The sequence below is a fragment of the Tessaracoccus zhenghani genome (assembly GCF_054552775.1).
In genome coordinates this window covers 2747465-2760702 of record NZ_CM137275.1, presented here as the reverse complement: position 1 = coordinate 2760702, position 13238 = coordinate 2747465, and the positions used below count along the sequence as shown (strand labels likewise).

The 13238-nt window shown below is 68.8% G+C and carries 14 protein-coding genes; 4 read left to right on the top strand and 10 right to left on the bottom strand.

What is annotated here, in order from left to right; translation table 11 throughout:
- The first annotated feature begins 74 nt into the window (after positions 1-74).
- Positions 75-3209 (top strand): S8 family serine peptidase, encoded by a 3135-nt coding sequence (locus tag ACX1DX_RS12950; protein ID WP_459396924.1) that lies wholly within the window; start codon positions 75-77, stop codon positions 3207-3209.
- Positions 3210-3280: 71 nt separating this feature from the next.
- On the opposite strand, the gene fbaA is transcribed toward ACX1DX_RS12950, so the two are convergent.
- The 5 genes from fbaA to ACX1DX_RS12925 all read right to left on the bottom strand — a co-directional run bounded on the left by fbaA (position 3281) and on the right by ACX1DX_RS12925 (position 8047).
- Positions 3281-4303 carry a class II fructose-bisphosphate aldolase gene (gene fbaA / locus ACX1DX_RS12945; RefSeq protein WP_459396923.1) on the bottom strand — a complete coding sequence of 341 codons (1023 nt, stop codon included), beginning with the start codon at positions 4301-4303 and terminating at the stop codon, positions 3281-3283.
- 126 nt (positions 4304-4429) lie between these two features.
- Positions 4430-4975 (bottom strand): hypothetical protein, encoded by a 546-nt coding sequence (locus ACX1DX_RS12940; protein ID WP_459396922.1) that lies wholly within the window; start codon positions 4973-4975, stop codon positions 4430-4432.
- A gap of 10 nt (positions 4976-4985) precedes the next feature.
- The gene (locus ACX1DX_RS12935) at positions 4986-5630 is read right to left on the bottom strand and encodes a TrmH family RNA methyltransferase (RefSeq protein WP_459396921.1); all 645 of its coding nucleotides are present in this window, start codon (positions 5628-5630) and stop codon (positions 4986-4988) included.
- A gap of 18 nt (positions 5631-5648) precedes the next feature.
- Complete coding sequence (locus tag ACX1DX_RS12930) at positions 5649-6692, bottom strand: hemolysin family protein (RefSeq protein WP_459396920.1); 1044 nt, start codon at positions 6690-6692, stop codon at positions 5649-5651.
- The gene (locus tag ACX1DX_RS12925; RefSeq protein WP_459396919.1) at positions 6689-8047 is read right to left on the bottom strand and encodes a hemolysin family protein; all 1359 of its coding nucleotides are present in this window, start codon (positions 8045-8047) and stop codon (positions 6689-6691) included. Before ACX1DX_RS12925 ends, ACX1DX_RS12930 begins: the two co-directional genes overlap by 4 nt.
- Positions 8048-8073: 26 nt before the next feature.
- Here ACX1DX_RS12925 and ACX1DX_RS12920 point away from each other — a divergent pair, with 26 nt between their 5' ends.
- Entirely contained in the window at positions 8074-8436 is a 363-nt protein-coding gene (locus ACX1DX_RS12920) for a GNAT family N-acetyltransferase (RefSeq protein WP_459396918.1), read from the top strand.
- 74 nt (positions 8437-8510) lie between these two features.
- On the opposite strand, the gene ACX1DX_RS12915 is transcribed toward ACX1DX_RS12920, so the two are convergent.
- The 5 genes from ACX1DX_RS12915 to ACX1DX_RS12895 form a co-directional block, all read right to left on the bottom strand.
- On the bottom strand, positions 8511-9053 hold the full coding sequence (locus tag ACX1DX_RS12915; RefSeq protein WP_076063695.1) for a YceI family protein: 543 nt from the start codon (positions 9051-9053) through the stop codon (positions 8511-8513).
- Between the two features lie 487 nt (positions 9054-9540).
- Complete coding sequence (locus ACX1DX_RS12910; RefSeq protein WP_459396917.1) at positions 9541-10272, bottom strand: LemA family protein; 732 nt, start codon at positions 10270-10272, stop codon at positions 9541-9543.
- Between the two features lie 94 nt (positions 10273-10366).
- The gene (pyrE, locus tag ACX1DX_RS12905; protein ID WP_459396916.1) at positions 10367-10906 is read right to left on the bottom strand and encodes an orotate phosphoribosyltransferase; all 540 of its coding nucleotides are present in this window, start codon (positions 10904-10906) and stop codon (positions 10367-10369) included.
- Positions 10903-11592, bottom strand: a complete 690-nt coding sequence (locus tag ACX1DX_RS12900; RefSeq protein ID WP_459396915.1) for a class E sortase — start codon at positions 11590-11592, stop codon at positions 10903-10905. The genes pyrE and ACX1DX_RS12900 overlap by 4 nt, the downstream gene beginning before the upstream one ends.
- Before the next feature lie 82 nt (positions 11593-11674).
- Entirely contained in the window at positions 11675-12313 is a 639-nt protein-coding gene (locus ACX1DX_RS12895) for a LysR family transcriptional regulator substrate-binding protein (protein WP_459396914.1), read from the bottom strand.
- A gap of 33 nt (positions 12314-12346) precedes the next feature.
- Between ACX1DX_RS12895 and ACX1DX_RS12890 the strand changes: the two genes are divergently transcribed.
- Positions 12347-12700, top strand: a complete 354-nt coding sequence (locus tag ACX1DX_RS12890; RefSeq protein WP_459396913.1) for a DUF5997 family protein — start codon at positions 12347-12349, stop codon at positions 12698-12700.
- Between the two features lie 12 nt (positions 12701-12712).
- A complete protein-coding gene (locus ACX1DX_RS12885; RefSeq protein ID WP_076063684.1) occupies positions 12713-13231 on the top strand; it encodes a hypothetical protein in 519 nt (172 codons plus the stop codon).
- Positions 13232-13238: the final 7 nt, after the last annotated feature.

The following is a 13238-nucleotide window of genomic DNA, read 5'->3' as shown; positions in this document are numbered from 1 at the left end:
TTAGACCTGGGGCGGAGACGAGGGGGGCCGCGGACCAGTAGGTTGTGCTCATCTCTTGGCAACGGAAGGACGCCATGTTCCAGCAACGTTGGTGGCGCACGGCGATGACTTCGCTCGTCGTCGCTGCTCTCGCACTCTCCCCCGCGGTGTCGCGCGCCGACGACGAGGCCCCCGCGCCCGTCAACCTCGGCAACCTCGCCGACTACGTGACCAACCCGGCCGCAGACCTGGGGAGGACCAGGCCCACCGGCGAATGGTTCGTCGAGTTCCGCTCCCAGCCCACCGCCTCCGGCGGCCGGCAGACCCAGCTCCAACGCAACCGCTCGGATTTCACCGCCGAGGCGCGTGCCGCGAGCCTGCCCGCGGAGGTGGGCCGCATCTACACGCGGCTGTTCAACGGCGTGACCGTGAAGGCCGACGACGCCCAGGCCCGGAAGTTGGCCGGGCTGCGTTCGGTGAAATCCGTGCACCCGGTGCTGGCGATGCGGGTGCCGGCCGCCCCTCCGTCGGCCGAGGGTTCCGCCACCAGGCCGACGCTCGCCATGATCGGCGCGGACCGCGCCCAGAGCGAGCTCGGCGCCACCGGCAGGGGCGTCAAGGTGGGCATCATCGACTCCGGCATCGACTACGCGCACCCCGACCTGGGCGGCACCGGTTCGGAGACCACCACGTTCCCCACCGAGCGCGTGGCCTACGGCTGGGACTTCATCGGCGACGACTGGACGTCCTTCCCCGATGAGTTCGGCGAGGTGGGCGAGATCACGCCCGACGGCGACCCCATGGACTGCCTGGGCCACGGCACGCACGTGGCGGGCACCGTCGGCGGCGCCGGCGACGTGGTGGGCGTCGCCCCCGAAGCCACCCTCGGCGCCTACAAGGTGCTGACCTGCAGCGGCGACACCACCATGGCCATCGTGCTCGACGCCATGGAGCGCGCCACCGCCGACGGCATGGACGTGGTCAACATGAGCCTGGGCTGGCCGCTGCAGAGCTCAGCGAACCACCCGCTCTCGCAGGCCGGTGACCGCATGGTCGACGCCGGCGTGGTGCTGGTGGTCGCCGCCGGCAACGAGGGCGAGTTCGGCACCCAGACGCTGCGCGCCCCGTCTGTGGCCGCCAAGGCGATCTCCGTGGCCTCGTTCGACGCCACCAGCATCTCCACCCCCGAGGTGGTCTTCACTCCCGCCGCGGGCGAGGCCATCCGCTCCGGCTACACCGTGGTGTCCGAGGCCCCGGTGCCGACGGGCTTCACCGGCGAACTGGCCACCTTCAGCGACCCCCTGCAGTGCAAGCCGGACCCGACGCTGGCCGGGAAGGTGGCGTTCTTCTCCGGCGACGGCGGCTGCGACATCGAACGACGCACCCAGCTCGCGCTCCAGTCCGGCGCGATCGGCGTCGTGCTGCACAAGCAGTACTTCTGGGACTGGGTGTGGAGCGACGGCGCGCCCGTCATCGGCATCCTCTCCGACGCGGGACGCCAGGTGCAGGCGGCGCTTGAGCAGGGTCCGGTCACGGTCACGGTGCCGGGTACCTTCATCGACGACCCCAACCCCTACACCCCAGGCCTGGCCTCGGTGTTCACCTCGTGGGGCCTCGATGCCGAACTCGGCCTCAAGCCGGATCTCGGGGCGCCGGGCGGCAACGTCTACTCGACGATGCCGTTGGCGATGGGCGGCCACGCCCTGATGTCCGGCACGTCGATGGCGTCGCCGCACGTGGCGGGCGCTGCCGCGCTGCTACTGCAGGGCGACCCCGCCGCCACTCCCGCCGAGGTCCGCACGAGGCTGCAGAACACCGCGACCCCTGCCGCCTTCTCCTTCATGCCGGAATCCGGCGTGCTCGACGGCGCGCACCGGCAGGGGGCGGGCCTGATCCATGTGGACCGGGCGATCACGCAGCAACACCTGGTCACGCCGTCGAAGCTCGCCACCGGTCAGTCGGCCGACGGCCCGTTCCGCCAGACGCTCACCCTGACCAACGCCACGGACGCCGCGGTGACGTGGACCGCCACGCATCAGGACGCCGTGACCACGTCTGTCGCCTGGGGGGAATCCAGGTTGCAGAACCGGCCGGACTTCACGCAGGAACAGGCCCAGGTGACCTTCTCGTCGCCGACGATCACCGTGCCGGCGGGCGGCAGCGCCACCGTGGACGTGACCATCGACGCCCCGGAGGCCGCGGCCGAGACCGCCATCTACAGCGGCTACCTCCGGTTCACGACGGAGGGCCACTCCATCCAGGTCCCCTTCGCCGGCATGAAGGGCGACTACAGCGCCGCGCCGCTGGTGCTGGGCGACGACAGCCAGTCCCCGCCCTTCCTGGGCGTGCTGTGGGACTGCCTCCAGCGGGAGGGGCGACTGTGCGTCGACATGACGCCGTCGTTCAGCCCGGTGGAGGAACCCATGCCCTACAACGAATGGGCGCTGCCCGCGGTCGGTTTCCTGCTGGCCACCCCGGCGTCGTCGGTGACCTTGTCGGTGCTCGCCGTGGATGCTGCCGGAGCGCCGATCGAGGCCAGCGCCCAGGAGGTGTACACCGAGCGCACGCCGTGGCGCTCCCCCGACGGCAACTCCGCGGCGTGGGACGGCCTGCTGATCGATGCCGACGGCGAACTCGTGCCGGCCCCGCAGGGCCAGTACGTGCTGCGGATCCGGGTGACCAACTCGGACCTCCCGGCCAGGACCGAGGTGTGGACCTCGCCCGCGTTCCAGTGGCTCGACGAGCCCACCGAGGAGCCGGAGCCCAGCCCCACGCCCACGAAGAAGCCCACCACCGCGGCCCCGAAGCCCGAGGTGCGGGACGTGTACAACACGCCCGGGCTGCACATGGTCAACGGGCGCCAATGGTTCACGGCCTGCGAGCCGTACTCGCAGACGGTGCGCTGCCGCACGATGATCATGGCCACCACCGTCACCGCCAAGGCGGGTGTGTTCACCCAGACGAACGGCTGGGTGTTCAACAACCTCACCTACCTGCCGCGGATGACGCGCGCCCAGTGGGGCACGAACCCGTTGGCCCGCAACGGCGCCTGGACATCGGCCGACGGCCGCAGGTGGCGCACCGAGTGCGACACCGCCGCCACGGGCCGCGGCGGCTGCCGCACCTACCTGAGCGCCAGCGTGATCGCGGCACTGCCCACGGCGGCCGGCGGCACCCAGTACACCTGGGTGACGAAGGAGATCCTCAACAACATCGTCCGGTTCCGCTGACCTGACGAAAACAACTGCGGCCGGCCCCCCAGGGGACCGGCCGCAGTTCTGTTCAGTGCGTCAGCGAGGCGTCACTTGGACGACTGGCCGGCGGAGCGGAGCTGCTGGCAGGCCTCCACGACGCGGGCGGCCATGCCGGCCTCGGCTGCCTTGCCCCAGGCGCGGGGGTCGTACAGCTTCTTGTTGCCGACCTCACCGTCGATCTTCAGCACACCGTCGTAGTTCTTGAACATGTGCGTGACGACCGGGCGGGTGAAGGCGTACTGGGTGTCGGTGTCGATGTTCATCTTGATGACACCGTGGTCAACCGCGTCGGAAATCTCCTGCGCGGTGGAGCCGGAACCGCCGTGGAACACGAGGTCGAACGGCTTCTCCTTGCCGTACTTGGCGCCGACGGCGTCCTGGATCTCCTTGAGGAGCTCCGGGCGCAGCTTGACGGCACCCGGCTTGTACACGCCGTGCACGTTGCCGAAGGTGAGGGCCGTCATGTAGCGGCCCTTCTCGCCGAGGCCGAGGACCTCGATGGTGCGCAGGCCGTCTTCAACGGTGGTGTAGAGCTTCTCGTTGATGGCGGCTTCGACGCCGTCCTCTTCGCCGCCGACGACGCCGACCTCGATCTCGAGGACGATGTTGGCCTTGGCGCAACGCTCGAGGAGCTCAGCAGCGATCTGCAGGTTCTCCTCCATGGGAACAGCGGAACCGTCCCACATGTGCGACTGGAACAGCGGCAGTTCGCCGCGGGCGACGCGCTCTTCCGAGATGGCGAGCAGCGGACGCACGAAGCTGTCCAGCTTGTCCTTCGGGCAGTGGTCCGTGTGGAGAGCCACGTTGACAGGGTAGTTCTTGGCGACTTCCTGGGCGTAGGCCGCGAAAGCGGCTGCGCCGGCGATCTTGTCCTTGATGGTGGGGCCGGAGAAGTACTCGGCGCCGCCGGTGGAGACCTGCAGAATGCCGTCCGAGCCTGCTTCGGCGAAGCCCTGGAGAGCGGCGTTGAGGGTCTGCGAAGAGGAGACGTTGATGGCCGGGTAGGCGAACTTGCCCGCCTTGGCCCGGTCGAGCATCTCCGTGTAGACCTCAGGAGTTGCAACTGGCATGGGAGCCCCTTTTTTCTCGATGAAAGCTGGTTCCCGCCCAGCCTATCGCGTCGGCTGAATACCACACCGTCTGGGTCCGGGTTGTAGCCCCGGACATTCCCGGGGCGCTGGGATCGTGTCGGAGGGTCAGAGCAGGTTGTCGAGCGCCGTGGTGTCGAGGCGCACCCGGCCCAGCGAGTACGCCTGGGCGGCGGAGTCGATGACCGCCGGGGCGGCGTCGAGGAACGTCACGGGCACCTTGGCCGCCAGTTGGCCGTTGGCCTCGACGACGAGGTTGGGCCCGGCGCCGAAGTTGTGGCCTGCGAGCTTCAGCGCCGTCACCTCGGCCCACGGCACCGTCACTGCGGTGGGGTGGACGAATTCGACGCCCTTGGGGTCCAGATAGAACGCCACTCCGTCGGTGATGGCGGCCAGATCCTTCTTGGCGTTGCTCAGCCCGACGGCCGACAGCACGAGCCAGAACACCGTCGACACAAGCCACAGGGCGGCGATGCCGATGGTCCAGCCCAGCGACCAGTCGCGGCCGAAGAAGAACCAGAACACCACCAGCAGAACGAGCGAAACCACCGTCGAGATCACGCGCCACCGCAGGGTGCTCCGCGCTCTCGTGACGCGTGCCGCCGTGGGCAGTGGCGTCAGCCCGGCCGCGAATCGCTGTCCCTGCTGCTGCATGGAGGTCATGCTAGCGCCACCCCGGTTGAGGCCGGCCCGTGCTGCAACTCCAGTGGTACATCGCGATCGCCGCGGCCGCCCCGGCGTTCATCGAGCGGGTGGAGCCGTGCTGCGTGATGGCCACCAACTGCTCGCAGCCCGCCACCATCGCCTCCGTCAGGCCGGGGCCCTCGGAGCCGAAGACGAGGCAGCAGTCGGCGGGGAGTTCCGCCGTCTCCAGGGGCACGGAACCGGGCAGGTTGTCGACGCCCACAGCCGTGACGCCGCGCTCCGCGAGGAAGGCCAGCAGCGACGCCTCGTCCTCGTGGTGGTGGACGTGGAGGTAGCGGTCCGTGACCATCGCGCCGCGTCGGTTCCACCGTCGCTTCCCGACGATGTGAACGGCCGCCACGTTGAACGCGTTGGCGGTGCGCACGATGGAGCCGATGTTGAAGTCGTGCTCCCAGTTCTGAATGGCCACGTGCAGCCGGGAGCGGGTGCGGTCAAGATCGGCGACGATGGCCTCGAGCTTCCAGTACCGGTACCGGTCGATGACGTTGCGGCGGTCGCCGTCGCGCAGCAGTTCCGCGTCGAGGCGCTCGTCGTCCGGCCACGGCTCCGGGTGCGGCCCCACTCCCACGGTTGGCGCAGTGGGGTCGTGGGGCTCGTCGGTCATGCCCGGCAGGATAGCGGCTCAGCCCGCATCGACGGATTGGACGATGCCCGTGGGCATCAGCCCGGGCAGCACGTCGCTGAGGGTGACGATGCCGATCTCGAGGTCGCCGTCGGTCACCACGGCGATCTGGGTGCGGGCCAGGCGCAGCTGGTTGAGCGCGGTGGCGACACCGGTGTCCGCGGGCAGCCGTACGGGCGGGCGGGCCAGGTCCATCGCGGGGCGCGACAGGTCCGGCTCGTCCAGGGTGTCGCGGACGTGCACGATGCCGACGGTGGTTCCACCGTCGCGGACGAGCACCCGCATGTGGCCGTGGTTGCGCGTCACCGTCTGCACGTCCGCCAGGGTGCCGGTCACCGGGATGGCGGCCAGTTCCTGCCCCTCCGGCACCAGTTCGCGCACCTGGCGCTCGCGCAGGGTCAGCACGGACGTGATCGACGACTGGAAGCTGGCCTCCAGGGCGCCGACGTTGGCGGAATGCTCCACCAGGTGACGCAGGCCGGCGACGTCCTGCGTGGCCGACAGCCCGTCGACGGGCTCCGCGCCGGCCTTGCGGACCAGCCAGTTGGCCATCGCGTTCATCGCCTTGAGGATGGGGCGGACCACGAACATGAAGGCCCGCATCGGCACCGCCAGCAGCACCGAGGATTCCTCGGGGTGCGCGATGGCCCAGGACTTGGGGGCCATCTCCCCGACCACCAGGTGGAGGAACGTGACGATGATCAGCGCCAGCACGAACGACGCGACGTCGGCGACGGCGGCGGGCAGCCCGGTGACCTCCAACAGCGGGGTCAGCGCGTGGTGCACGGCGGGCTTGGTGATGGCGCCGAGCGCCAGCGTGCACACCGTGATGCCCAGTTGGGAGCCGGCCAGCACCAGGGTGAGTTCATGCGAACTCTTGATGGCGGCACGGCCGGCGAATGTGCCCGCCCGCTCCTCCAGCCGGTGCGGCTTGGCGGCCATCAGCGCAAATTCGACGGCGACGAAGAACGCGCTCAGCACGATGATCAGCACGGTCCAGAGGGTGACGGTCCAGCCGCTCATGCCTGTCTCGAGCAACGTCATTTCTGCTCCCCCAGTTCAGGCAGCGAGATCCGCACGCGGGAGGCCACGTGGCGCTCCACGGCCAGCACCTCGATGCGCACGAGGTGCGCCGGGGAGTGGGAGTCGATGGCACGCTGCGCCGCCGTCGGCTCCAGCACGAGGTTCACGACGGCGCCCTCCTCCGGCAGGTCCCCCAGGGAGTGGATGATGAGGCCGGAGATGGTCTCGAAGTCGCCGCCGGGGAGCTTGAGTCCGATGGCGCGCTCCACCTCGTCCACGTGGACGTCGCCGGGCATGACCCAGACGCCGTCGTCGGACTGCGGGAGGTAATCGGGGTTGTCGGGGTCGTGCTCGTCGGTCAGCTCGCCGATGACCTCCTCGGCCAGGTCCTCGAGGGTCACGACGCCCACGAAGACGCCGAACTCGTCGATGATGCAGGCCATCTGCTCGCCGGCGGCGCGCAGCTGGTTCTCGGCGTCCGGCAGCTTGGTGAGGTCCGGCAGCCGGAAGGGCTCGCGGGCGATGCGCAGCACGGGCTCGTCGAGGGCGCGGCCGGTGCGCAGCACATCTGCCAACTGGACCACCCCGATCACCGAATCATGCTCGTCCACCACGGGGTAGCGGGTGTGGCCGGTGGCCATGAGGTTGCGCACCTCGCCGATGGTGGCGTCGGCGCGCACCACGTCGACGTGCACGCGGGGGTTCATGGCGTGGTCGAGGTCGCGGCGGGGGAAGTCGAGGATCCGGTCCAGGATGTGCGCCAGCTGAGGCGACAGCGTGCCGGATTCGCGCGAGGCGGCGACGACGCGCTCGAGATCTGTGGCCGACGCGGCCGACTCGACGTCGTGCACGGGCTCGATCCGCAGCGCGCGGAGCAGCAGTTCGGCGGCCTTGTCGAAGACCCAGATGATGGGGCCGAACACGGCCAGGTAGATGCGCGTCGACGGCGTCAGCGCGTCCGCCACCACCGTCGAGCGGGCGATGGCGTAGTTCTTGGGGAACAGCTCGCCGATCAGCATCTGCACGAACGTGGAGAACCCGATGGCGACGAATCCGCCGATGGCCACGCTGACCGCGGTGAGCGCCCCGCCGTCGAGCAGGGAGCCGATGGCCTGGCCGATCAGCGGCTCCGCGACGTACCCGACGAGCAGTCCCGTGACGGTGATGCCCAGCTGGGCGCCGGAGAGCATGAACGAGGTGCGGCGGGTGATCTCGAGGGTGCGGGCCGCGCGGTCGTCGCCGGCCTTGGCGCGGCTGCCCAACTTGGACCGGTCAACGGCGACGTAGGCGAACTCCTGCGCCACGAAATAGCCGGTGGCGACCGTGATCAGGAGCACGACCAGGACGCCTACGAGCAGGGATACAACAGGGGTCATCTCGGTTTACCTCTGAGAGGCAGACGTTGGGACCCCTCCGATGTGTCACAGCATGGCATGCGCTCCAGTATGTCAGGTGGACGTATCGTCGACACATGACCGAAAAAGCCACCGTAACCAACAATCCCGAGCAGAACCGCTACGAGATCCGGCTGGGCGACGACCTCGCCGGTTTCGCCGACTACATCCTGAGCAACGAGCTCATCACGTTCACCCACACGGAGATCGACCCCGCCTTCGAGGGCAAGGGCCTGGGCTCCACCCTCGTCCGCGGCGCCCTCGACGACGTGCGCGGGGCCGGCGACCGCAAGGTGTTGCCGATCTGCCCGTTCGTCAAGAGTTGGATGGCCAAGCACCCCGAATACGAGTCGCTCGGCTACGGTTCCTGACCCGCTCCCCTGAGCGGAGACAGAAGAACGCCCCGGTGTGGTCACCGGGGCGTTCCTGTGGTGATCTGGGGAGATCAGGCCTGCTTGATGGCCGAGATCTCGAACTCGAGGACGACCTTGTCGGAGACGAGGAAGCCACCGGTCTCGAGGGCTGCGTTCCAGGTCAGGCCGAAGTCGGAGCGCTGGATCTGCTTGGAGCCTTCGAAGCCCACGCGGGTGTTGCCGAAGGGGTCGAGGGCCGAGCCCTGGTACTCCAGCGGGATGGTGATGGACTTGGTGACGTCCTTGATGGTGAGGTCGCCGGTCACGTTGACGGTGTCGCCTTCGATGGAGAAGTCGGTGCCCTTGAAGGTCCAGGTGGGGTAGTTCTCGACATCGAAGAAGTCGGCGGAGCGGACGTGGCCGTCGCGGTCGGCGTTGCGGGTGTTGATCGACGCGGCGTCGATGGTGACCTCGAGGGTGCTGGCCTTCACATCGTCGGCGTTGATGACGGCCTGGCCCTCGAACTTCTCGAAGGAGCCGCGGACCTTGGTGACCATCGCGTGGCGGGTCACGAAGGAGAAGGTGGTGTGGGCGGGATCGAGGACGAAGGTGCCGTGGAGTTCGTTGAGTGACATGTTGTTTCCTTTCCGGGGTGGTAGTTGAAACTCTAACAGTCTTTGGTTGAGGTTTCAACTATATCGAGCGGTTTTCAACAAAACGCCTAGTGGCATCCGCGTGTCGCCTGGCTGACGAGGGACGTCTGGTTGGGGCGATGGCTCCACATCAAGATCTGGGGTGGTTGATGACGCTGAATCTAGATTTGCGGTGGTTGATGACGCTGGATCTGGATTTGGGGTGGGGTGGCGTGGGGCCCGAATCTAGATCTGAGGTCGCGGACGACGCCGAATCCAGATTTGGGGTGGTTGATGACGCTGGATCTGGATTTGGGGTGGGGTGGAGTGGGGGGCCGAATCTAGATCTGAGGTCGCGGACGACGCCGAATCTGGATTCGGGGCCGACGGCCGGGCGCGACGTGGGTCGGGGCCGACGGCGGGAGAGCCGAAAGCGGAAGACGCCCCTCCGTCGCTACGACGAAGGGGCGTCTGCCTGCTCACCGGCCGCTCAGTTCTCGAACGGGGGCCGCTCCGCGGGCTGCTGCTGCGGCTGCTGGATCTGCTGCTGCGGCGGCTGGACCGGCTGCTGGTACTGCTGCTGCGGCGCGATCTGCTGCTGCTGCTCGGGGGCGGCGGCGGGGCGCTGGGAGATCTCGCCGAAGTTCACGTCGGGGGCCTGGCGGACCATCGGGTCGTTGACCTCGAAGTACGTGGCCTTCTCGAACTTCGCGAACCCGGCGATGATGTTGCTGGGCACCGATTCGATGCGCGTGTTGTAGTCACGCACGTTGGCGTTGTAGAAGCGACGCGAGGCGGCGATGCGATCCTCCGTGTCCGTCAGTTCGCGCTGGAGCTGCATGAAGTTCTGGTTGGACTTCAGATCCGGGTAGGCCTCCACCGACACCAGCAGGTTGTGCACCGCCTGGGTCAGTTCGGATTCGACGGCGGCGCGCTCTTGGCTGGGCTGGCCGCCGCTCTGGCCGGCGAGCGCACGGGCCTGGTTGCGCAGCGCGGTGATCTGCTCGAGCGTGTTGCGCTCGTGCGCCGCGTAGCCGCGGACCGTCTCCACCAGGTTGGGGATCAGCTCATAGCGCCGATTGAGTTCGACGTCGATCTGGCGCCAGGATTCCTGGATGAGGTTGCGGCTCTTGACGAAACCGTTGTAGGCCGCAACGCCCCAGAGGACCACGCCGAGGGCGAGGACGACCAGCACGGCCAGGATGATCAGCAGTGTGTCCACGAAGTTCTCCTATCTTCGGGAATCACGCTACCGCAGGCGCGAAGCCACGGGCAGGGTCTCACCGGAGCAATTGGATGGGGTCCCGAAAAGGGGGTCAGAGGCCGAGGTCGGCCAGGTTGAGGGCGTAGCGGTAATCGAGCCCGGCTTCGGCGACAGCCTCGGCCGCACCGGTGCCGCGGTCGACGACCACCGCCACGGCCACCACCTCGGCGCCCGCCTCCCGCACGGCCTCGACTGCGGTGAGGGCCGAGCCGCCCGTCGTGGAGGTGTCCTCGACGACCAGCACCCGGCGGCCCGAGACCTCGGTGCCCTCGATCCGGCGCTGCATGCCGTGCGACTTGCTCTCCTTGCGCACCACGAACACGTCCAGGCGTCCGCCGGCTGCGGCCTTCGAGTGGAGCATGGCGGTGGCGACAGGGTCGGCGCCCAGCGTGAGGCCGCCCACGGCGTCGAAGTCGAGGTCCGCGACCAGGTCGTTCATCACGCGGCCGACGACGGGGGCGGCCGCGCCGTCGAGCGTCACGCGGCGCATGTCGACGTAGTAGTCGGCCTCCTTGCCGGAGGCGAGGGTGACCTTGCCGTGCACGACGGCGAGGTTCTGGACGTGCTCGATGAGTTCGGTGCGGTCGGTCATGATGTCTTCTTCTCCGTGTCGCTGAGGGTGCCGAAGCCGACGGCCCGGTCCGGGGTGGGGAACAGATCCTCGCAGGTGGTGAGGGTGATGAGCGCCTGGTGGGGCACGACGTCGGGGTGGCCGGGGACCGGCTCGAGGACCCAGTTGTCGTCAGCCCCGACGGTGAGCTCGGCGGGGGCCGAGACGATCTCGTAGGTGAAGGTGGCGGTGCGGGTCTCGACGATGATGTCGTCGCCCTGCCGCAACTCGAGGAGGCGGCGGAAGGGCTCGCCCTCCGTCACGCAGTTGCCCGCCAGTGCGAAGTTGCCCAACTGGCCGGGCAACGCGCTGCCGGGGTACCAGCCGACCCCCCGGTTGAGATCCGTGGGCTCGACCCCGGCGATGATCGGCCACTCCGCGCTGAAGGCCGGAATGCGCAGCAGCCAGTTGGCTTCATGCATGCCGGGCTCCGCGATGAGCGGCGGGGCGGCGGGATCCTCCTGCAGCAATTCGGGAGGGAGCGGCGCGTCCCATTCCGTGCGGAGCCGGGTGATCTCGTCGACGGCACGGTCACGGGCGAACGCAGTGGTCCCCCAGACCTGCCAGCCGACGTACCCGCCCACCGCGAGGATCACGACGAGCAGGGTCACGAGGAGCAGCAGGAACGGGGAGATGCCCCGCTTCTCCCTGATCACCCGAGTCGCCACGGACCCATTCTTGCAGGATGCCCCCGCCTCGCGGTCCCTGAGCCCGTCCCAGCGGACACCACTGGGCGGCGAGCCTCCGCGGTCAACGGCGGCGTGGGCTCCGTCGACCCTTCGGCTGCGGGGGCTTCGCCGCGCGCGGCTGCTCCTTCGGGGGCTTCTCCCCCTTGGCCTGGGCCGTCCGCGTGCTGTTGACCGTGCGGCCGCGCACCACGCCGATGAAGTCCTCGATCCGGGGGTGCTCGTTGTCCACCCGCCAGGCCAGCCCGACCGTGGTCGGCTCCGCATCGACGACCGGGAGATAGACCATGTCCTTCCGGCTACCGGAGCGCGCGATCGACATCGGCACCCGGAGCACGGCGGCGGAGTAGGCGGCGAGGTCGACGCTCTCCGGCTCCGCGTCGTGAATCACCCGCGTGCCGTCCTCCGCCAGGTCCTCGGCGGTGACCTCGTCCAGCGCCGCCAGGAGGTGGTCCTTGCTCAACCACAGCACGGGCTGTTCCTCGTAGAGCGGGATGACGTGCAGCCCGTTCTTGTCGATGGGCAGCCGCACGAAACACAGGTCGACGTCGCCGGCGACCACGGCGCGCCGCTGCTCCGCCTCAGTGATCTCCGTCACCTCCAGCGGTTCGCGGAACCGCTCGCCCCAGATGCGGCGCCATTTGGTGAGCGTGACGCCCGGCACGAAGCCGATGCGCAGGCCGCCGTCGTCTGCTGCTGTCATGCGTTGAGGCTACTGCAGGGCTACGCTTCGGGCATGAGCCAGACGATGAAGCCGATCACCGCAGCGGCCAAACTGGGCATCTACCTGCCCGCCGCGCCCGAGGACTTCCGCACCACCCCCATCACCCGCGAAGAGGTCGACGCGCTCCGTGACGACCCGCCGGAGTGGTTGGTGGAGCTGCGCCGCAACGGCCCGTTCCCCCGCGACGTCGTCGCGCAGAAGCTGGGGGTCTCGAAGTCGGGCCTCGCCCGCTCCGGCGTGAAGGAGGCGCTGACCGGCGATGAGATCGGCGAGCTGCTGGCCAACCCGCCGGGCTGGCTCGTCGACGAGCGCGAGACGCACCAGAAGGTGCTGAAGGAACAGGCCCGTCAGCGCGACCAGCACTGAGAGGACTGACCCATGGCCACGATTGAACCCACAGATCCCCCGGTCGCCGACGAGGAGGTCGTCGTCGACGAGGAATTCCTGCGCTCCCTGGAGGACGACGAAGAGGCGCAGAAGATCCTGCAGCTGATGTCGGAGAAGGTCTGCGACTACTGCGAGGCACCGGTCACCTGGCTGGACCCGACGGACCTTCGGGCGGTGGACCCCCAGTCGTTCGATGATCTGGTGAATCGCTACGACATCGACCCGGAAACCATCCTCATGTGCTGGGACTGCCCGGAATGCGGCAACTTCAGCCTCATGGGAGACGACTTCGAGGTGCAGTGGCTCGACGCCACGCCCCAATGCCCGGAGTGCGACAGCTACCAGGTGGAGGTCATCGACCCCGCCCAGGTGGCGCACCTGGACCGCGCGCGGTACCTGGAGTGGAAGAAGCAGGTGGGCGTGCAGGCGCTGCTCGACGGCGACGCCGTCCGGTGCCACGACTGCGGCGTGCTCAGCTTCGTGCCGAGGCAGGACGCCGAGGGCGACTGACGCCGCC

Excerpts from the sequence above, each read along its gene's own strand:
- ACX1DX_RS12950 (WP_459396924.1), top strand. The coding sequence starts at position 75 with ATGTTCCAGCAACGTTGGTGGCGCACGGCGATGACTTCGCTCGTCGTC.
- fbaA (WP_459396923.1), bottom strand. The coding sequence starts at position 4,303 with ATGCCAGTTGCAACTCCTGAGGTCTACACGGAGATGCTCGACCGGGCC.
- ACX1DX_RS12940 (WP_459396922.1), bottom strand. The coding sequence starts at position 4,975 with ATGCAGCAGCAGGGACAGCGATTCGCGGCCGGGCTGACGCCACTGCCC.
- ACX1DX_RS12935 (WP_459396921.1), bottom strand. The coding sequence starts at position 5,630 with ATGACCGACGAGCCCCACGACCCCACTGCGCCAACCGTGGGAGTGGGG.
- ACX1DX_RS12930 (WP_459396920.1), bottom strand. The coding sequence starts at position 6,692 with ATGACGTTGCTCGAGACAGGCATGAGCGGCTGGACCGTCACCCTCTGG.
- ACX1DX_RS12925 (WP_459396919.1), bottom strand. The coding sequence starts at position 8,047 with ATGACCCCTGTTGTATCCCTGCTCGTAGGCGTCCTGGTCGTGCTCCTG.
- ACX1DX_RS12915 (WP_076063695.1), bottom strand. The coding sequence starts at position 9,053 with ATGTCACTCAACGAACTCCACGGCACCTTCGTCCTCGATCCCGCCCAC.
- pyrE (WP_459396916.1), bottom strand. The coding sequence starts at position 10,906 with ATGACCGACCGCACCGAACTCATCGAGCACGTCCAGAACCTCGCCGTC.
- ACX1DX_RS12895 (WP_459396914.1), bottom strand. The coding sequence starts at position 12,313 with ATGACAGCAGCAGACGACGGCGGCCTGCGCATCGGCTTCGTGCCGGGC.
- ACX1DX_RS12890 (WP_459396913.1), top strand. The coding sequence starts at position 12,347 with ATGAGCCAGACGATGAAGCCGATCACCGCAGCGGCCAAACTGGGCATC.
- ACX1DX_RS12885 (WP_076063684.1), top strand. The coding sequence starts at position 12,713 with ATGGCCACGATTGAACCCACAGATCCCCCGGTCGCCGACGAGGAGGTC.